Here is an 18,656-nt window from a genome sequence, read left to right on the forward strand (position 1 = left end):
GGAGGCGGGCTCCGGCGGGGGCGTGGGCTGGGCGGGGGCCGCGGCGGGGGCCGCGCCCTCGGTGGCGCTGGCGCCGAAGACCGGGGGCTCGGTGCCGGAGGGGTCCCCTGCCGGGGGCTCGGCACTGGCCTGGTCTTGTGCCGGGGGCTGGGCGCCCGTCTGCTCCGGCGCGGGGGGCGGGGTGGCGGGTGCATCCTCCGGCGGGGCGGCGGGTTCGGTGCGGACGGCGGGTTCGGTGACGGCCGCGGCCTCCTGGCTCACCGCGCCGGGCAGCGGCGGGGCGGCAGGCCCTTCCGGCAGGAACAGCCAGGCCGCACCCCCGCCCAGCAGCATCACCAGCAGCAGCGGAACGGCGAAGGGCAGCACGCTGCGGCGCGGCGCGGGCCGGCCCCGGGGCGGTGCAGCGGGTTCGGGGCGGATGTCGCCGAGGTCCGGCGGTGGCGAAGCGGTGGCCCTTGCCTGTTCCGCCGTGCGCTCACGCAGCACGACGCGGCGCTTGGAGGCGATGTGCGCCTCGAGCTCCGCCTCGGTGGCGGCGAGCAGCTCGAGGTCATAGGCGTGGCGGGTGTCGGGGTTGCGCAGCACCTCATAGGCCTGCTGGACCGCGTCGAAACGGGCGGCATCCGCCGTGCCGGCGGCAGACCCCGTGTCCGGGTGGAACTTCTTGGCCAGCGCGCGATAGGCGGCGGTGATCACCTCCGGATCGGCCGTGGGATCGATTCCCAGGGCTGCGTAATGGTCAGGAATGGTGGTCATCGACGTGGAACTGCCCCTTGCCGCTCGGCTCGCGCCTCATCCCCCAACTTCGCGGCGGAATTCGGGCCCCCGGCCTCACCCCGGCGGGGCGCGCCGCCCGGCGATGGCCACCGTCAGCGTCATGGCAAGCGCCAGGGTTGCAGCCATCGACCGGAAGCCCTCGAAATTGGCCTCGGAAATCTCGATCCAGCGCCCGCCGATCTGCGCCAGCGGCGAAAACGGGCTGTCGGTGAGGGCGATGACGGGCACCCCCTTCTCCGCCGCGGCGCGGGCGAGGCTCAGGGTCTCCGGCGCATAGGGCGTGAAGGAAATGGCCAGCACCGCGTCCCGGCGCGTGGCGAAGGTGATCTGCTCGGCGGCAAGCCCGCCCACCGCATCGACCAGTGTGGCCCGCACCCCCAGCTTGCCCAGCGCATAGGCCATGTAGGAGGCGATGGGAAAGGAGCGCCGGAGGCCGACCAGGTAGATGGTTTCGGCCCGGGCCAGATCCTCCACCGCGCCGTCGAGGGCGGCGGGGTCGAGCTTTTCCTGCAGGCCCGCGAGCGAACGCGCCGAGGCCTCGCAGAAGCCATGCAGGATGACATTGGGCTGCGAGGTGTCCGGCGCGTGCTGGCGCAGCTGCTGCAGGCGCTCGTCATAATTCGGGATGCGCTCGCGCAGGCGCGAGCGGAACACCTCCTGCATGTCGGAAAAGCCCTGGTAGCCCAGCGCCTGGGCGAAGCGCACCAGCGCCGAGGGCTGCACCCCCGCCTGCTCGGCGATCGACGACACCGTGCCAAAGGCGATCTCGTCCGGATGGTCGATGGCGAAGCCCGCGATCTGCAGCAGCCGCTTGGGCAGCGTGCCGGCCAGCGCCGCAAGCTGCAGCTTGAGCGCCGCGAAATCGCGCGGGGGCGAGAGGGTCTCGGTCATGGAACGAATATTCCATGAAACCGCGATCGTTCCAATGGGCCGCGATCAGCCCTCGTCCCAGCCGCGGCTGCGCCGCGACGGGCCCGAGACCGGCGGGCGGCGGCGCATGGCGTCGGCAGCGGGGCCATCGCCGCCGGACAGCGCACGGCGCAATCGGCGCAGGATGACGGCGCGCGACTTCTCGTCGCCTGCCTTGTCGACCGCCTCCTTGATGTCGAGGATCAGGTCCGCCATGTCGTTGTGGCTGTCGAAGCGGGCCACCATGGTCGGGTCGATGCGCGGATGGGTTTCCTCCGCCACGAAGGCACAGGCCTCGCCCGAGAGATCATAGACGGAGTCGAGCGACGGGATGAGGATGCAGTCATGCGCCATGCCCAGCCCGCGCAGGTCCTCCGCCAGGGCGCGCTGGCCCTGCTCCTCGCCATGGGTGAGGAAGATCGAGCGGCCGATGGGCAGCCGCTCCTTCACCCACTGCACCAGTTCCGGGCCATCGGCATGGCCGGAATAATCCTCGATGCCGCGGATCGCCGCCTTCACCGCCACCGTCTCGCCCATGATGGTCACGGTCTTCGCGCCATCCTCCAGGATGCGCCCGAGCGAGCCCTCGGCCTGGAACCCCGCCAGCAGCACGGTGGTGGACGGTTGCCAGAGATGGTTCTTCAGGTGGTGGCGGATGCGCCCCGCCTCGCACATGCCGGAGGCCGAGACGATGATGCGGAAGCCGGTGAAGCGCGCGAGCGCCTTTGAATCCTCCACACTCTCGGTGGTGCGGACATAGGGCGAGGTGAAGGCGCGGGTGAGGTCGCCACCATGCTGCAGCTCGCCGGCATGCTTGACGAAGATGGCGGTGGCGCGCGAGGCCAGCGGGCTGTCGATGAAGATGTTGGCCTTGGGAATCTCGCCCGCGTCCATCAGCTTGACGAGATCGGTGACGAGCTCCTGCGTGCGCTCCACCGCGAAGGACGGGATCAGCAGTGCGCCCTTCTTCTTCGCGGCTTCCTTCACCTCGCCCGCGAGGATGAGGCGGCGGGCCTCCTCGCTGCGCTCGAACCGGTCACGCCCGCCATAGGTCGACTCGCAGATGACGAAATCGAAATTGGCAGGGGCCGTGGGATCATGTTCCAGCATCTTGTTGTCGGGGCCGAGATCGCCGGAGAACAGCAGGCGCAGCGGCTTCCTGCCCTCCTGCTCCACCTCCACCTCGATCGAGGCGGAGCCCAGCAGATGCCCGGCGTTCCAGAAGCGGGCGCGGATGCCGGGGGCGGGACTGATCCAGGTCTCGAAGGGGTGGCCGTCGAAATGCTCGACCGCCTTCAGCGCATCCTCCAGCGTATAGATCGGCTGCACCTCTTCCTGGCCGCGCTTGGCGCGGCGCTGGTTGAGTTGCCGCACTTCCATTTCCTGGATGCCGCCTGAGTCGGGAAGCATGATGGCGCAGAGATCGACGGTGGCCTCGGTGCAGTGGATCCGGTTCCGGTAGCCGTGCTTGACGAGCTTCGGCAGCAGGCCCGAATGGTCGATGTGCGCATGCGTCAGCAAGACGGCGGTGAGCGAGGCCGGATCGAAGGGAAATGGCCGGTAGTTCAGCTCGCGCTCGGTCTTCGAGCCCTGGAACATGCCGCAGTCGATGAGCACGCGGGCGCGATCGGTTTCCAGCAGGTAGCAGGAGCCGGTGACGGTGCGCGCGGCGCCATGGAACTTGAGACGGATCGGCATGCTCACTCCACTCCCGGCCGCTTGAGGCCGCGCTTGATCAGCTGTTCCCACGCCTCACGCGGCGTATCGGCATAGGCGAAGAGATCGAGGTCGCGCTTGCCCACCATGCCGGTGTCGACGAAATGCTGGAAGTTGATGAGGTTCTTCCAGAAGGACGAGTCATAGAGCACGACGGGAAGCTCGTCGTCCATCTTGCCGGTCTGGCGCAGCGTGAGGATCTCGAACAGTTCGTCCATGGTGCCGAAGCCGCCGGGAAACACGACGAGCGCCGCCGCCCGGATGGCGAAGTGCATCTTGCGCATGGCGAAGTAATGGAAGCGGAAGGTCAGGTCCGGCGTCGAATAGGGGTTGGGCTCCTGCTCCATGGGGAGCGTGATGTTGAAGCCGATCGAGGGGGCACCCGCATCATGGGCACCGCGGTTCGCCGCCTCCATGATGCCGGGCCCGCCGCCGGTGGCGATCACGTTCTGGCGCGGGCCATTGTGCTCGAGCTTGGCACCGCCCTCCTCCGAGCAGATGCGGGCGAATTCGCGCGCCGCGTCATACCAGCCGTTCTTCTCCCCCGGCTTCACCCGGGCCGAGCCGAAGACGATGACGGTGGTGGCCACGCCCCACTTCCGCAGATGCTCCTCCGCCTTCTGGTATTCGAGCTGGAAGCGCAGGCCGCGGGTGGTGTCACCCAGCAGGAAATCCTGGTCCATGGCGGGAAGGCGGTAGGCGGCGGCGGCCATCTGGGCCTTGTTGGAATCAGTCACGTTGCGGAAAATCCTGATGCGCGGGCGTCGTTTGCACAGGGATAGGGCAGCCGGGGCCCTGCTTCAAGGGCCGGTGCCCGAGGGTGGAAATCCGGCCCCGCCCATGACAGGATGACCGCTTTGTGACGGAGGGGAAGATGGCGGAGAAACCCAAGGCCTTCGGCGAGCGCTACATGGTGAAGCCGGGCAAGAGCTTCAGGCTGGCCGATTGCGACCCCAGGGCCGCAAACGGCTTCAGCGACAAGGATGCCGCCAAGGCCGACACGGTGCGCGATGCCGCCGCCATCGACGCGCTGCAGGACAAGCTCTATGCCGAGGGCAAGCGGGCACTGCTGGTGATCCTGCAGGGCATCGACTGTTCGGGCAAGGACGGCACGGTGCGGGCGGTGTTCAACCATTGCGGGCCGATCGGCGTGAAGGTGCAGCCCTTCAAGGCACCCACGGCAGACGAGCTCGCCCAGGACTATCTCTGGCGGGTGCACCACGCCTGCCCGCCCAGGGGCTTCATCGGCATCTTCAACCGCTCCCACTACGAGGACGTGCTGGTGGTGAAGGTCAGGGGCTACGCACCGCCCGAGGCAATCGAGAAGCGCTATGACGAGATCAACGCCTTCGAGAAGATGCTTTCGGACAATGGCACGAAGATCCTCAAGTTCATGCTCAACATCTCGAAGGATGAGCAGGCCGAGCGCCTGACCGAGCGCATCGAGATCCCCGAGAAGCGCTGGAAGTTCAATCCCTCCGACCTCGAAGACCGGGCGTTGTGGAATGACTACATGAAGGCCTATGAGGTGGCGCTCACCCGCTGCTCCACCCACCATGCGCCGTGGTACGTGATCCCCGCCGACCGCAACTGGGTGAGGAATGCCGCCATCTCGCGCATCGTGCGCGAGACGCTGGAGGAGATGAACCCGAAATATCCCGAACCGAAGGGCTGGGACCCGAAGACGGTGAAGGTGGTGTGAGGGCACCCGACGGCGCTTGACAAGCCGAAGGCAATTGCCCACCAACCCGGCAAAGGGTGGCAGGGGGCAAAAATGGACGGAACCCACAACATCATAAACGGACCAGCGGTCGTCATCGGTTGTGCCGCGCTGCTGCTTTGTCTCTCCGTCCAGGGCAGCACCGTGACGATGGTGATGACCGTCTTCAAGGGCAAGGTCAGGGCCATGGTTTCGGAGAAGCGGAACCTCGCTGCGCATGTCTTCTTCTTCGCCGCGATTCTCGTGATGCTGATGTCGCACCTGCTGCAGATCTACATCTGGTCCCTGTTCCTGTATTTCCCCGGAATCATGCAGGACATCCACAAGGCCGTGCTGCTGGCCGGCAGCACCTACACGACGGTGGGCTTTGACAGCGACACGCTGCCGCTGCGCTGGCAGCTGCTGGAGGTGACCATGGCGGTGACCGGCCTCTTCGCCTTCGCCTGGAGCACGTCCATCATGTATGCGCTGTCACAGCAGCTCTACCGCGCCGAGGACTAGGCGCGCGGTGCTTGCCGTCTGCCCCATCGTGCGCGGCAGACGACGGGAATCAGGCGCGCGACAGGAAGGCTTCGACCTCGGTGCTCGTCGGCGCGGCCTCGGCGGCGCCCTTCTTCGTGGTCGAGAGCGCGCCGCAGGCGGCGGCATAGCGCAGCGCCATCTCGATGCCCTGGCCCTGTTCCAGTGCATGGGCGAGGCCGCCGTTGAAGCTGTCTCCCGCCGCGACCGTGTCGATGGGGGTGACCTTGAAGGCAGGCAGGATCTTCTCGATGCCCTCGCCCGCCACCGCGAGGCCCTTGCCGCCGAGCTTGACGACGGCGGTCTTCACGCCACGGGCGCGAAGTTCCTTCGCGGCCCTGAGGCCCTCTGCCGGCGTCTGCGGCTGCCAGCCGAGAAGGAGGCCCGCTTCGGATTCGTTGGGCGTGATGATGTCGACGGCCCTGAGAACGGAAACATCGAGATCCTTCGCCGGGGCCGGGTCGAGAATGACCGTGCCGCCGCGTTCGCGCACGATGGCCGCGGCGGCGAGCGAGGCCTCAAGCGGCACTTCGAGCTGGAGCAGCAGGACCTTCGCCTGTTCGAGCGCGGCGCGGCCCTTCTCGACGTCGCTCGCATCGACGCGGAAATTACTGCCGGCAATGACGGAAATATAGTTCTCGCCGCCCTCGCCGACATTGATGATGGCGATGCCCGTGGCGCCGTCATGGTCCTTGTGGATCAGCGAGAGATCGAGACCATGGGCGGCGAGCGCGCGTTCCGCCCCCTTGCCGAAATCGTCAGCCCCGATGCGGCCGATGAAGGCGACCTCGCTGCCGAGCTTCCGCGCCGCCACCGCCTGGTTGGCGCCCTTGCCACCGAGGCCCACGATGTAGTCCTTGCCGTGCAGCGTCTCGCCCGGCTTCGGAAGCCGGTACATGTAGGCCGTCACGTCCATGTTGATGCTGCCGACGACGGCGATGGTCATGCGAGGCCTCCTGTTTGAATGCGGTGTGACGTCAGAACCTTGCAAAGAACCCCCCTCCCCCTTGTGGGGAGGGAGGGGTGGGGGTGATGCCGGAGCGAATGCATTGAAAGCCTGCCCGCGGCACGACCCCCACCCCTGCCCCTCCCCACAAGGGGGAGGGAAAATCCTGGGGACAGGGTTGCGCTACGTATTCCGCTTCCTTGCCGCCAGCGTGCGCAGGCGGAGCGCGTTGAGGCGGATGAAGCCGGCCGCGTCCTTCTGGTCATAGGCGCCGCGGTCATCCTCGAAAGTGACGAGGGCGTCGCTGTAGAGCGATTTCTTCGACTTGCGGCCGACGACGATGACGTTGCCCTTGTAGAGCTTGAGGCGCACCGTGCCTTCGACGTTTTCCTGGCTCTTGTCGATCGCCGCCTGCAGCATCTCCCGCTCCGGGCTGAACCAGAAGCCGTAATAGATGAGCTCGGCATATTTCGGGATGAAGCTGTCCTTCAGGTGCGCCGCCTCGCGGTCGAGCGTGATCGACTCGATGGCACGATGCGCGGTGAGAAGGATGGTGCCGCCGGGCGTCTCGTAGACGCCGCGCGACTTCATGCCGACGAAGCGGTTCTCCACGAGGTCGAGGCGGCCGATGCCATTGTCGTGGCCGAGGCGATTGAGCTCGGTGAGGATGGTGGCGGGAGACATCTTCACGCCGTCGATGGCGACGGGATCGCCCTTGAGGAACTCGATCTCGATGGTGGTGGCCTTGTCGGGCGCATCCTCCGGCGCGATGGTGCGCTGGTAGACATAGGGCGGCGGCTCCACCCACGGGTCTTCCAGCACCTTGCCTTCCGAGGACGAGTGCAGGAGGTTCGCGTCGACCGAGAAGGGCGCATCGCCGCGCTTGTCCTTGGCGACGGGAATCTGGTGCGCCTCGGCGAATTCGATCAGGTCGGTGCGGCTCTTGAAATTCCACTCGCGCCAGGGGGCGATGACCTTGATGTCCGGGTTGAGCGCATAGGCCGTGAGCTCGAAGCGCACCTGGTCATTGCCCTTGCCGGTGGCGCCATGGGCGATGGCGTCCGCGCCGGTCTCTTCCGCGATCTCGATCAGGCGCTTGGCGATGAGCGGACGGGCAATCGAGGTACCGAGCAGATAGACGCCCTCATAGACGGCATTGGCGCGGAACATCGGGAAGACGAAGTCACGCACGAATTCCTCGCGCAGGTCCTCGATGTAGATGTCCTTGATGCCCAGCATCTCGGCCTTCTTGCGGGCGGGTTCGAGTTCGCCGCCCTGGCCGAGATCGGCGGTGAAGGTGACGACTTCGGCGCCATATTCCGTCTGCAGCCACTTGAGGATGATCGAGGTGTCGAGGCCTCCCGAATAGGCGAGGACGACTTTCTTCACTTTCTGCTTGGACATGAGGCACCCGTTGGAATTCGCTAGCCGCCACCTATCACGTGAGGGGTTCAACCCGCAACGGGTGGGCACGCATGGCTGCCGGGTACTCTGCCGCCGCCATGGGAGGCGGTGGTGGGCCTGGCGCGTCCGGTTTCCACGCCATGCCCCCGCAGGGGGCGGCCAGGGCTTGCGGAACCGCGTGGCTCGCCGAAGACTACTGGTCGGAGGCCTTGTCGAGCACGTAGTCCAGCACCCGCTGCGGCAGGATGCGGCGGGCGATCGCCATGTAGTGGGTCGGCCGCGTCACATAGTAGCGTGCGTGGGGGCGGGGTGCTTCGACGGCATGCACGAGCTTTTCCAGCACTGCCTCCGGGCCCAGCTTGTAGCGCGCCGAGCCGCCGCGGCCGAGCCTGGCGCGCTGCCGGGCATAGGCTTGCCCGTAATGCGAGGCCGCCTCGTCGATGTTCGCTTCGAAATTCTTCAGCGAGGTTTCGACGAACTTGCTGGTGATCGGGCCGGGCTCGATCAGCGACACGAAGATGCCGGAGCCACGCAGTTCGAGGCGCAGCGTGTCCGACAGCGCCTCGATGGCGAATTTGGAAGCGTTGTAGGCGCCGCGCCACTTGAGCGCCACGAGGCCCAGCACGGAAGAACATTGCACGATGCGGCCGCCGCCATTGGCGCGCATGAGCGGCAGGCAGTCGCGCGTCAGCTGGTGCCAGCCGAAGACGTTGCAGGCGAACTGCCGCTCCAGCACCTCGCGGCGCAAATCCTCCACCGCCCCTGGCTGGCCGAAGGCGCCGTTGTTGAACAGCGCATCGAGCCTGCCGCCGGTGCGCGCCGCCACCTCATGCGCACAGGCCGTGACCGAGGCAGGGTCGGCATAGTCGAGACAGATTGCCTCGACGCCTTCCGCTGCGAGCCGCGCCAGGTCCTCAGGCCGGCGCGCGGTGGCGAAGACCCGCCAGCCCCGCGCCTTCATGCCCAGCGCGCAGGTCCAGCCGATGCCGGTGGAACAGCCGGTGATGAGGATGGTGCGGGTCATGCGTGCAAACTCTCTCTGAGTCATCATCGCCGGGCTCGTCCCGGCGATCCTCTTTGCCAATCCCGAAAAAGATGCCCGGGACAAGCCCGGGCATGATGAAGGGGAAGGGATGTCGTTTCAATTCCCGCCTTCGAGCAGCCTTCTCGCGATCACCTGGGCCTGGATTTCGGCCGCACCTTCGAAGATGTTCAGGATGCGGGCATCGCACAGCACGCGGCTGATCTGGTATTCGAGCGCGAAGCCGTTGCCGCCGTGGATCTGCAGCGCATTGTCGGCGGCTGCCCAGGCGACGCGGGCGCCCAGGAGCTTGGCCATGCCGGCCTCGAGGTCGCAGCGGCGGCCGGCATCCTTTTCGCGCGCCGCAAACAGCGTCAGCTGGCGGGCCGCCATCACTTCCGCCGCCATCAACGCCAGCTTGTCGGCGATGCGCGGGAAATTCACGATGGGCTTGCCGAACTGCGAGCGGTCCTTCGCATATTTCAGTCCGATGTCGAGGGCTGACTGCGCCACGCCAACCGCCCGCGCCGCGGTCTGGATGCGCGCCGCCTCGAAGGTCTGCATCAGCTGCTTGAAGCCCTGGCCCTCGATGCCACCCAGCAGGTTCGAGGCATCAACCTCGAAATCCTCGAAGCGGATCTCGTATTCCTTCATGCCGCGATAGCCGAGCACCTCGATCTCGCCACCGCTCATGCCCTTCGCCGGGAAGGGGTTGTCGTCCGAGCCGCGCGGCTTCTCGGCGAGGAACATGGAGAGGCCCTTGTAACCCGTCTCGTCCGGGTTGGTGCGTGCGAGCAGGGTCATCACGTCGGCGCGCACGGGGTGGGTGATCCAGGTCTTGTTGCCGGTCACCTTGTAGACATCGCCATCGCGCACCGCGCGGGTGCGCAACGAGCCCAGGTCGGAGCCGGTGTTCGGCTCGGTAAAGACGGCGGTGGGGAGGATCTCGCCGGACGCGATCTTCGGCAGCCACTTCTCCTTCTGCTCCTTGGTGCCGCCGCACAGGATCAGCTCGCAGGCGATTTCCGCACGCGTGCCGAGCGAGCCCACCGCGATCCAGCCGCGGGAGAGTTCCTCGGAAACGACGCACATCGATTCCTTCGACAGGCCGAGGCCGCCATATTCCTCCGGCAGGGTGAGCGCGAAGACGCCGAGCTCGGCGAGCTCCTGGACGATCTCCATCGGCACATAGGCATTGTCGAGGTGCCACTGGTGGGCGTTGGGCGCCACCTTGGTCTCGATGAAGCGGCGCATCGTCTCGCGCATTTCCGACAGCGTCTCGTCGAGGCCGGAGGAGCCGAAATTGCCGTCGGCGAAGAGTTCGACCAGCCGGCGGCGCGCCGCTGCGGTGTTGCCACGCTCGGTGAGCACGAGGTCATGCAGGCCCGCCGTCTCGCTGCGCGTCAGGCCCAGCTCGGTGAGGCGCAGGAACTCGCCCTGGTTCATGGGAATGCCGCCGGCGACATGGTTCAGGTATTCGCCAGCCGCGATCTGGATGGTCAGCTGCTCGGTCTCGCGGAGCTTGCCCCCGGCCTCGAGGCGGCCGGCATGATTGGCCAGTTCGCGCAGCGTCGCGGCATAGGTGGCAAGCCAGGCGAGGCCGTGGGCGGCATGCTGTTCCTCGTCCAGAAGGCGCGAATTGATCTTGCCGCCCGGCATGACGCGCGCCGCCAGACGTGCCTTGGCCTTGGCAAGAAGGGTCTCGACAACGGTCGCCGCCTGGTCGAGATGGCTCACCAGGTGGGCCACGCAAACCGTTGAAGACACTTCGCTTTCCACTGCCGCCATGATCGAAATCCCTCACAAATGATGGCAAACGCTAGCCCAATGCCTATTGCACTGCAATAATCCATCCGGCCAGCCCGCCCTTGGGTCGGCATCCGCCAAAATTGGGCCGGAATCGTCCATCATTGGATTTCCGCCTCGGCCACGATTAAGGTTTCCGCATGAATCAGTTACGGCGCACGGGTGTCCTCGGGATCACCCTTCTCACCCTCACGGCGGGCGTTGGCCTGGCGGAGAACGAACCCAAGCAGATCGGGGCCTTCGAGGACTGGACGGCCTACAGCTATGACGCGGCCGACTCCAAGGTCTGCTATGTCTCCTCCGCCCCCAAGGCGACGGAGCCGAAGGGCGTGAAGCGCGATCCGGCCTTCTTCCTCGTCACCAACATGCCGGGGCGCAAGCCGCCGGTGAAGGGCGAGGTCTCGACCATCATCGGCTATCCCTTCAAGGAAGGTGAACCCGTCAAGCTGACGATCGACGACCAGGCCTACGAGATGTTCTCCAAGGGCGACACCGCCTGGGTGGACACCGGCAGCGACAAGAAGATCGTCGCCGCGATGAAGGGCGGCAAGTCGCTCAAGGTGAAGGGCACCTCGTGGCGCGGCAAGACCACGGAAGACACCTATTCGCTGCAGGGCATCTCCGCCGCGCTCGCCGCCATCGACAAGGCCTGCAAGTAGCATGGGCGGAGCCTCCAGGCTCTGGCTCATCGTGCTTGCAGTGCTTCTGGGTGCGGCGCAGGCCGAGGCGGGCTGCGCCCGGGAAAGCTACGAGGGCAACGGCTACACCGTCTGCCGCTTCGACCTGCGGCAGGATCACCTGCGGCTGTTCAGCCTCGACGAGCAGGGCGAGCCCTATGGCTCGTTCTCCGCCCTCTCGGCAGACCTGCAGGACAAGGGCGAGAGCCTGGTCTTCGCCATGAACGCCGGCATGTATGGCGAGGACCTGCGGCCCATCGGCCTCTATGTCGAGGAGGGGCGGACACTGAAGAAGCTCAACCGCCGCGGCGGACCGGGCAACTTCCACCTCAAGCCCAATGGCGTGTTCTTCATTGACGGCAGCCGCGGCGGGGTGATGGAGACGGAGGCCTTCGCCCGCTCCGGACTTCGCCCGCAATTCGCCAGCCAGTCGGGACCGATGCTGGTGGTGGACGGCAGCATCCACCCGAAATTCTCCGAGACCGGCACGTCGCTGCAGCGCCGGAATGGCGTGGGGGCACCCGACGACCACACCCTCGTCTTCGTCATCAGCGACGGCTGGGTGAACTTCCATTCCTTCGCCCGGCTGTTCCGTGACCATCTGAAGGCGCCAAATGCGCTGTTCCTCGATGGCTCGATCTCCAGCCTGCACGCCCCGGATCTGGGCAGGAGCGACGGTTTCGCACCGCTCGGCCCCATCGTGGCACTGGTCAAGGGCCCCTGAAGCCCCTATTTCAGGGCTTCGCTCGCATTTCCGCTCGATTTCATGCTATGGGCCCGGTCCATGACGACGATCCTGTCCACTGTTGAGGCGCCGCCGCGCTACATTCCCAACGACCCGCGCCCCTCGCTCATCGGCCTGACGCGGGAGGGCCTCGCCGAGGCCATGGGCCGTGCCGGCGTGCCCGACAAGCAGCGCCGCATGCGCGCCGGCCAGGTGTGGCACTGGCTCTATCACCGCGGCGTCACGTCCTTCGCCGAGATGACCAACATCGCCAAGGAGCTGCGCCAGCGCCTGGACGAGGAGTTCGTCATCGGCCGGCCGGAGATCGTCACCGAGCAGACCTCGACCGACGGCACGAAGAAGTGGCTCCTCAAGCTCGCCCCCGACGAGCGCGGCGCCCGCCACGAAGTCGAGATGGTCTATATTCCCGAGGAAGACCGCGGCACGCTGTGCATTTCCTCGCAGGTCGGCTGCACGCTGACCTGCACCTTCTGCCACACCGGAACGCAGAAGCTGGTGAGGAACCTCACCGCGGGCGAGATCGTGGCACAGGTGATGACGGCGCGTGACCGGGTGAAGGACTGGCCGCAGGACATCGAGGCCAACCCGACGCCGCCGCTGGGCGGGCGCTACATCACCAATGTCGTGCTCATGGGCATGGGTGAGCCACTCTATAATTTTGCCAACGTCAAGGATGCGATGGACATCGTTTCCGATGGCGAGGGCATTTCGCTGTCGAAGCGGAGGATCACGCTGTCGACCTCGGGCGTCGTCCCCGAAATCCCGCGCGCCGGCGAGGAAATCGGCACGATGCTGGCGATTTCGCTCCATGGCACGACCGACGAGATCCGCGACAAGCTCGTGCCCTTGAACAAGAAATACCCGATCAAGGACTTGCTCGATGCCTGCCGCAAATACCCCGGCCTCTCCAACGCGCGGCGCATCACCTTCGAATACGTGATGCTGAAGGGCGTCAACGACAGCCTGCAGGATGCCAAGCGCCTGGTGCAGCTGTTGAAGGGCATTCCGGCCAAGGTGAACCTGATCCCCTTCAATCCCTGGCCCGGCACCCAGTATGAGTGCTCCGACTGGGACACCATCGAGGCCTTCGCCGAGGTGCTGAACCGGGCGGGCTATGCCTCGCCGGTGCGCACCCCGCGCGGCCGCGACATCATGGCGGCCTGCGGGCAGCTGAAGAGCGAGAGCCAGAAGCTCCGCGCCAAGGAGCGGCTGGCGCTGCAGGCGGGGGCTTAGGCCTGCGCCAGCCGCCGCGCGCTTTCGCGCCTTGACGCGAACCCGTGCTGCCGCCATGGGTTGGCCATCACATCGAGAATTCCGGAGCCCGCCTTGTTCTTCCAGTATCTGAGCTACATTGCGACGGCGGCGGTGGCGGTCGTTCTGCTGCTGGGCCTCGCCAACATGTTCAAGCGCGGCTCCGCCAACACCTCGCAGAAGCTGATGCGCTGGCGCGTGGGGTTGCAGGCCGTCGCCATCGTGGTGCTCATGGCCGCCTTCTATTTCACCCATCGGTAAGGCTTGAAATCCACCTTCCGGAGCCCCATCTGACAGGCCGTTTGGCGGAGGGATTGCGATGGCTGTCACGGCTGACGAATTCACGGTGAAGGAAACGTTCTTTCCGAAGCTCGCCCGCAGCCTGGCACGGGTGCCGCTGGCGGATGAGCTGGTGGCTGCCTATTACGCCGCCTTCGACCGCGCGACGCCGCTGAAGGCCAAGGGCATCCTGATCGGTGCGCTGGCCTATTTCGTGCTGCCGGTCGACACCATTCCGGATTTCGTGCTGGGCCTCGGCTTCACCGACGACATGGCCGTGCTGCTCACCGCCTTCAACGTGGTCAGGACGCATGTGACCGAGGATCACCGCCGCCGCGCCCGCGAGACCATCACGCGCCTCAGGCAGCGCGCACCCATTTCCGCGTGACGATGAGCACGGCGCCGGCGCAGACGGCCATGCCGAGGATCTGCACCGGCGTCAGCGTTTCGCCGAAGAGAAAATAGGCCATCAGCGCCGAGACGCCGGGCACCAGGAAGATGAGGCTGGCGACGCGGCCGACGTCGCCCAGCCGGATCAGCAGCATCAGCAGCGTGATGGCACCCAGCGACAGCACCACCACCGACCAGCCGAGCGCGAACCACGCGTCGAAACTGCCGTCGAAGCGCATCTCCTCCATCAGCACGGCGGGAACCGCCACAGCGAGTGTGGCGCCAACATATTGCCAGGCGCCGCCGCTCGCGAGGTTGAGCGCCGTGGCAAAACGCTTCTGGTAGACCGTGCCGAAGGAGATCGACAGCGCACCGAAGACGTTGACGGCCGTGGTCACCGGCGTGATGCCGCCGGAAAAGCCGGCCTGCAATTTGGGTGAAACGACCAGCGCCACGCCGAGGATGCCGACACCGAGCCCCAGCCAGTGGCGGAGCGCAATCTTCTCCTTCACCATCCAGGCGGCGAGGATCGCCGTCATCAGCGGCTGGAGGCCGACGATCAGCGCCGAGACGCCCGCCGGCATGCCATGCGCCACCGCCCAGTAGACCGGCCCCAGATAGCCGCCATGCAGGAAGGCGCCTGCGACCGTGGCATGGAAGGCCTGCCGCGCGCCCGGCCAGGGCGCGTGCAGGGCCACCGCAATGGCCGCGAAGATCACACCCGCGATGGGAAAGCGGATCGACAGGAAGGTGAGCGGATCGGCATGCGGCGCCGAAAGCCTTGCAACCACGAAGCCCGTTGCCCACATGAGGACGAACAGGACAGGAGCCGCGGCGATGAGGGCGCGGGTGGCTGGCGTTTGCTGCGTCATGCCGCCATTTGCCCTGATTTGGGCGGCGAGGCGAGACGGTTAATTCAGGGAGCAGGCATGTTCGATCCGCAGAAACTTCTGGAACAGTTCCTGGGCGGCAGCCATGGCAGCCCGGCGAAGGACGCAAAGCCCGCGGGCGGCATGTCACCCGATTTCATGAAGGGCCTGGCCACGGGCGGCGTCGCCGGTGGCCTCGCCGGCATCCTGCTGGGCGGCAAGACCTCCAAGAAACTGGCCAAGGGTGCGGTGAAGCTGGGCGGCACGGCGGCCCTCGCCGGGCTTGCCTACAAGGCATATGAATCCTGGCGCGCCGCGCAGCAGGCTCCTGCCGCAGAAGCCCCGCCGCCGATGAAGGACGTGACGCCGAAGCCGGAGGGCACGCGCTTCCTGCCGGCGGCCAGCGCCGAACGTGACGGCATGAGCCTCGCCATCCTGCGCGCCATGATCGCAGCGGCCAAGGCCGATGGCCACATCGACGCCGAGGAGCACCAGCGCATCTTCGCCAGGCTCGACGAGCTTGACCTCGACACGGAGGAGAAGGCCTTCGTCATCGACGAGTTGCGCAAGCCCCTCGACATCGATGCGGTCGTGAAAGCCGCTATAACTCCGGAACTGGCGGTCGAGATCTATGCGGCCTCGGTCCTCGCCATCGACCCGGACGATCCGGCGGAACAGGCCTATCTCGCCATGCTGGCCTCGCGGCTCAAGCTTGAACCGGGCTTGCGGATGGCGATCGAGAAGGAAACCGCGAAGACGGTGGCCTGACCGGCCCCCATGCGCTATTGAGCGGCCATGACGGCCAAGCCCGAGGACCAGGGACCGACCATCGCCCAGCTGGTGCGCGAAAGCTTCTACAGGCTGTTCGCCGACGAGGCGATTCCGCTCGCCGGCAACATCGCCTTCCGCACCGTGTTCTCGGTGTTTCCCTTCCTCATCTTCCTCACGGCGCTTGCGGGCTTCTTCGGCAATGACAATCTCGCCGAAGGTGTCGTCACATTCCTGCTGAGTGTCGCCCCTGCCCGCCTCGTCGAGCCGCTGGTGCCGGAAATCCGCTCGATCCTCACGGTGCCGCGCTCCGGGCTTCTGTCCATCTCCGCGCTCATCACCATCTGGAGCGCCATGGGCGGGGTTGACAGCGTGCGCGTGGGGCTGAACCGCGCCTATGACATCCGCGAGACGCGGAGCGTCTGGTGGCTTTACTTCCAGAACGTGCTGTTCGTCATCGGCTCGGCCATCTTCCTCCTCGTCTTCGCGCTGCTGATCGTCTTCGCACCGATCATGATCCAGCTGGCGGAGACCTATGCCCCGGCGCTCAAGGGGCACTTCGTGACCATCGAGCAGCTGCGCTACCCGATCGGCATCACGCTGCTGACGTTGGGCGTGCTGTTCTGCCACCGCGTGCTGCCGGCGAAATCGCTCAATGTTCTGGAGGTGCTGCCGGGGGTGGTGATCACCGTCGTTGCCTGGGTGGTGATGTCCTCGGCCTTCTCGATCTATCTCGTCAACTTCAACACCTTCGCCTCGACCTATGCCTCGCTGTCGGGCGTCTTCGCGGCGATGTTCTTCGTCTACCTCGCCGCCCTGGTGCTGATCCTCGGCGGCGAGGTGAACCGCGTGCTGGAGGTGCGCCGCATCATGCGGATGCAGCGCTTCAAGGGCGAGGACGCGGACGTCTAGGTGCGGCACTTGCCGCTTGCCCTTCTCGTAACGCTCATTCTTCATCATGGCCGGGCTTGTCCCGGCCATCTCTTTGCGGCCAGCAAAAAGAATCGCCGGGACAAGCCCGGCGACGATGAGTTGGTCGATGACTGCAGGAAGCGCCTACTTCCCCGAAGCCTCGATCGCGTCATCCAGCGTCTTGAGGCCCGTGGTCGGGGCCGACACCAGCACGGCCATGTTGCCGGGGCGGTGCTCGTTCTTCCACATCTTCATGTGGGCCTTGGGGATATCGGCCCAGGAATAGACTTCCGACATGCAGGGGTCGATGCGCCGCGCCATGACCAGCTTGTTGGCGGCGGAAGCCTGCATGAGGTTGGCGAAGTGCGAGCCCTGCACGCGCTTCTGGTGCATCCACAGGTAGCGCGCGTCCATGGTGAGGTTGAAGCCCGTGGTGCCGGCACAGATCACGATCATGCCGCCGCGCTTGGTCATCAGCACCGAGACCGGGAAGGTCGATTCGCCCGGATGCTCGAACACCATGTCGACGTTGTTGCCCTTGCCGGTGAAATGCCAGATGGCCTTGCCGAACTCGCGGGCTCCCTTCATCCAGTCGTTATACTCGGGCGTGCCGACGGTGGGCATCTGGCCCCAGCAGTTGAACTTCTTGCGGTTGATGACGCCCTTGGCGCCGAGTTGCATGACGAAGTCCGCCTTGTCATCCTCCGAGATGACGCCGATGGCATTGGCGCCGGTGGTGGCGGCAAGCTGGATCGCCATGGAGCCAAGGCCGCCGGAAGCGCCCCACACCAGCACGTTCTGGCCGGCACTCAGCACATGCGGGCGGTGGCCGAACAGCATGCGATAGGCGGTGGCCAGCGTGAGGGTGTAACAGGCGGCCTCTTCCCAGCTCAGATGAGCGGGCTTCGGCAGCAGCTGGCGGGCCTGCACGCGGGTGAACTGGGCGAAGGAGCCATCCGGCGTCTCGTAGCCCCAGATCCTTTGCGAATTGGAGAACATCGGGTCGCCGCCGTTGCACTCCTCGTCGTCGCCATCGTCCTGGTTACAGTGGATGACGACTTCATCGCCCACCTTCCAGCGCTTCACCTTGGAGCCGACGGCCCAGACGATGCCCGAGGCATCCGAGCCCGCAATGTGGAAGGGGTTCTTGTGACCGTCGATCGGCGAGATGGGCTTGCCCAGGGCCGCCCAGACGCCATTGTAGTTGACGCCCGCCGCCAGCACGAAGACCAGGCATTCGTCCTCGCCGATCTCCCAGGTGGGCACGACCTCGACCTGCATGGCGCTGTCCGGGGCACCATGGCGCTCCTGGCGGATGCACCAGGCATACATCCTGGCCGGCACATGGCCCAGCGGCGGCACCTCCCCCACCTCGTAGAGGTCCTTCACCGGGGCATTGCCATTGGCGGGTGCGGGGGCGGATTTGGCGGCGGCGGAACTCATGTCGTCGTCTCCCTGAAACAGTTGGGGCACAGATTAGCCGAGGCTAGACCATCTCGCACCGCAACAAAAGGAGGGGGCACAAAGCTCCCCCGGGGCAGCTCTTGATCTTGACAAGAAACGGCGGAAAAACAAAAGTGCAGGTTGTGGAACAGAAAGTGACTCTGCAATGAGTTTCATGGACTGGTGGTCGGGCACGGAACTTCCCCCATCCGTGATCCCCATCGCCGTGATCTGTGCCCTGGCCGGATCCGGCGTGCTGTCGCTCTATACCCGGTGGTATGGGCTCGGGACCCTGCTGTTCAATGGCGTGGCGCTGTTCATCGGCGCGATGGCGGCCAATCTCCTGGCCCTCGACCTCTATCTGCCGCTCGACCGCTATTACGTCCGGCCGGTGGTGGTCTCCTTCGCCGGCATGTCGCTGATCTCGGTTGTCGTTCTGATGTGGTTCGTGCGCAGCGGCAACACCGAGTAGGAGGCTGCCCAAAGGTCGAGGTTGCGGTGCAA

At 66.1% G+C, this 18,656-nt stretch carries 20 protein-coding genes; 10 read left to right on the forward strand and 10 right to left on the reverse strand.

The features are described 5' to 3' along the window. The 4 genes from DK847_RS07205 to DK847_RS07220 form a co-directional block, all read right to left on the reverse strand. Positions 1-756 (reverse strand): J domain-containing protein (locus tag DK847_RS07205; RefSeq protein ID WP_146256069.1); only part of this gene is annotated, 756 nt, incomplete at its 3' end. Positions 757-831: 75 nt separating this feature from the next. Next, entirely contained in the window at positions 832-1,668 is an 837-nt protein-coding gene (locus DK847_RS07210) for a MurR/RpiR family transcriptional regulator (RefSeq protein WP_111197329.1), read from the reverse strand. 45 nt (positions 1,669-1,713) lie between these two features. Next, entirely contained in the window at positions 1,714-3,384 is a 1,671-nt protein-coding gene (locus DK847_RS07215) for an MBL fold metallo-hydrolase (protein ID WP_111197331.1), read from the reverse strand. Between the two features lie 2 nt (positions 3,385-3,386). Further along, entirely contained in the window at positions 3,387-4,115 is a 729-nt protein-coding gene (locus tag DK847_RS07220) for an LOG family protein (protein WP_111197333.1), read from the reverse strand. Positions 4,116-4,276: 161 nt separating this feature from the next. On the opposite strand from DK847_RS07220, the gene DK847_RS07225 reads away from it, so the two are divergent. Together DK847_RS07225 and DK847_RS07230 are read left to right on the forward strand one after the other, a co-directional pair. Continuing rightward, positions 4,277-5,104 carry a polyphosphate kinase 2 family protein gene (locus DK847_RS07225; protein WP_111197334.1) on the forward strand — a complete coding sequence of 276 codons (828 nt, stop codon included), beginning with the start codon at positions 4,277-4,279 and terminating at the stop codon, positions 5,102-5,104. Positions 5,105-5,176: 72 nt separating this feature from the next. Next, positions 5,177-5,623 (forward strand): hypothetical protein, encoded by a 447-nt coding sequence (locus DK847_RS07230; protein WP_111197336.1) that lies wholly within the window; start codon positions 5,177-5,179, stop codon positions 5,621-5,623. A gap of 49 nt (positions 5,624-5,672) precedes the next feature. Here the strand turns inward: DK847_RS07230 and rbsK are convergent, their stop codons facing one another. The 4 genes from rbsK to DK847_RS07250 all read right to left on the reverse strand — a co-directional run bounded on the left by rbsK (position 5,673) and on the right by DK847_RS07250 (position 10,800). Continuing rightward, entirely contained in the window at positions 5,673-6,587 is a 915-nt protein-coding gene (gene rbsK / locus DK847_RS07235) for a ribokinase (RefSeq protein ID WP_111197338.1), read from the reverse strand. Positions 6,588-6,770: 183 nt separating this feature from the next. Then, entirely contained in the window at positions 6,771-7,991 is a 1,221-nt protein-coding gene (locus tag DK847_RS07240; protein WP_111197339.1) for an argininosuccinate synthase, read from the reverse strand. A gap of 193 nt (positions 7,992-8,184) precedes the next feature. Then, positions 8,185-9,015, reverse strand: a complete 831-nt coding sequence (locus tag DK847_RS07245) for an SDR family oxidoreductase (protein WP_111197341.1) — start codon at positions 9,013-9,015, stop codon at positions 8,185-8,187. A 117-nt stretch (positions 9,016-9,132) separates the two neighbouring features. Beyond that, positions 9,133-10,800, reverse strand: a complete 1,668-nt coding sequence (locus DK847_RS07250) for an acyl-CoA dehydrogenase family protein (RefSeq protein WP_111197343.1) — start codon at positions 10,798-10,800, stop codon at positions 9,133-9,135. A 158-nt stretch (positions 10,801-10,958) separates the two neighbouring features. Between DK847_RS07250 and DK847_RS07255 the strand changes: the two genes are divergently transcribed. The 5 genes from DK847_RS07255 to DK847_RS07275 all read left to right on the forward strand — a co-directional run bounded on the left by DK847_RS07255 (position 10,959) and on the right by DK847_RS07275 (position 14,158). Beyond that, entirely contained in the window at positions 10,959-11,477 is a 519-nt protein-coding gene (locus tag DK847_RS07255) for an invasion associated locus B family protein (protein WP_111197345.1), read from the forward strand. Between the two features lies 1 nt (position 11,478). After that, positions 11,479-12,219 carry a phosphodiester glycosidase family protein gene (locus tag DK847_RS07260; protein WP_111197347.1) on the forward strand — a complete coding sequence of 247 codons (741 nt, stop codon included), beginning with the start codon at positions 11,479-11,481 and terminating at the stop codon, positions 12,217-12,219. Between the two features lie 60 nt (positions 12,220-12,279). Further along, entirely contained in the window at positions 12,280-13,473 is a 1,194-nt protein-coding gene (rlmN, locus tag DK847_RS07265) for a dual-specificity RNA methyltransferase RlmN (protein ID WP_111197348.1), read from the forward strand. Positions 13,474-13,566: 93 nt separating this feature from the next. Continuing rightward, positions 13,567-13,752: a twin transmembrane helix small protein gene (locus DK847_RS07270; RefSeq protein WP_111197350.1), complete on the forward strand. Its 186-nt coding sequence runs from the start codon at positions 13,567-13,569 to the stop codon at positions 13,750-13,752. A gap of 58 nt (positions 13,753-13,810) precedes the next feature. After that, positions 13,811-14,158 (forward strand): YkvA family protein, encoded by a 348-nt coding sequence (locus DK847_RS07275; RefSeq protein WP_111197352.1) that lies wholly within the window; start codon positions 13,811-13,813, stop codon positions 14,156-14,158. On the opposite strand, the gene DK847_RS07280 is transcribed toward DK847_RS07275, so the two are convergent. Further along, positions 14,130-15,032 (reverse strand): DMT family transporter, encoded by a 903-nt coding sequence (locus DK847_RS07280; RefSeq protein ID WP_111197353.1) that lies wholly within the window; start codon positions 15,030-15,032, stop codon positions 14,130-14,132. The genes DK847_RS07275 and DK847_RS07280 overlap by 29 nt on opposite strands. A gap of 57 nt (positions 15,033-15,089) precedes the next feature. Between DK847_RS07280 and DK847_RS07285 the strand changes: the two genes are divergently transcribed. Beyond that, positions 15,090-15,797 carry a tellurite resistance TerB family protein gene (locus tag DK847_RS07285; protein ID WP_111197355.1) on the forward strand — a complete coding sequence of 236 codons (708 nt, stop codon included), beginning with the start codon at positions 15,090-15,092 and terminating at the stop codon, positions 15,795-15,797. Positions 15,798-15,824: 27 nt separating this feature from the next. Beyond that, on the forward strand, positions 15,825-16,709 hold the full coding sequence (locus DK847_RS07290; RefSeq protein ID WP_111197357.1) for a YihY/virulence factor BrkB family protein: 885 nt from the start codon (positions 15,825-15,827) through the stop codon (positions 16,707-16,709). A 144-nt stretch (positions 16,710-16,853) separates the two neighbouring features. Here the strand turns inward: DK847_RS07290 and ccrA are convergent, their stop codons facing one another. Further along, positions 16,854-18,152 carry a crotonyl-CoA carboxylase/reductase gene (gene ccrA, locus DK847_RS07295; protein WP_111197358.1) on the reverse strand — a complete coding sequence of 433 codons (1,299 nt, stop codon included), beginning with the start codon at positions 18,150-18,152 and terminating at the stop codon, positions 16,854-16,856. 166 nt (positions 18,153-18,318) lie between these two features. Here ccrA and DK847_RS07300 point away from each other — a divergent pair, with 166 nt between their 5' ends. Beyond that, complete coding sequence (locus DK847_RS07300) at positions 18,319-18,624, forward strand: hypothetical protein (RefSeq protein WP_111197360.1); 306 nt, start codon at positions 18,319-18,321, stop codon at positions 18,622-18,624. Positions 18,625-18,656 lie beyond the last annotated feature (32 nt).

Origin of the sequence: Aestuariivirga litoralis (assembly GCF_003234965.1) — a bacterium.
In the GTDB taxonomy this organism is placed as follows: Bacteria; Pseudomonadota; Alphaproteobacteria; order Rhizobiales; family Aestuariivirgaceae; genus Aestuariivirga; species Aestuariivirga litoralis.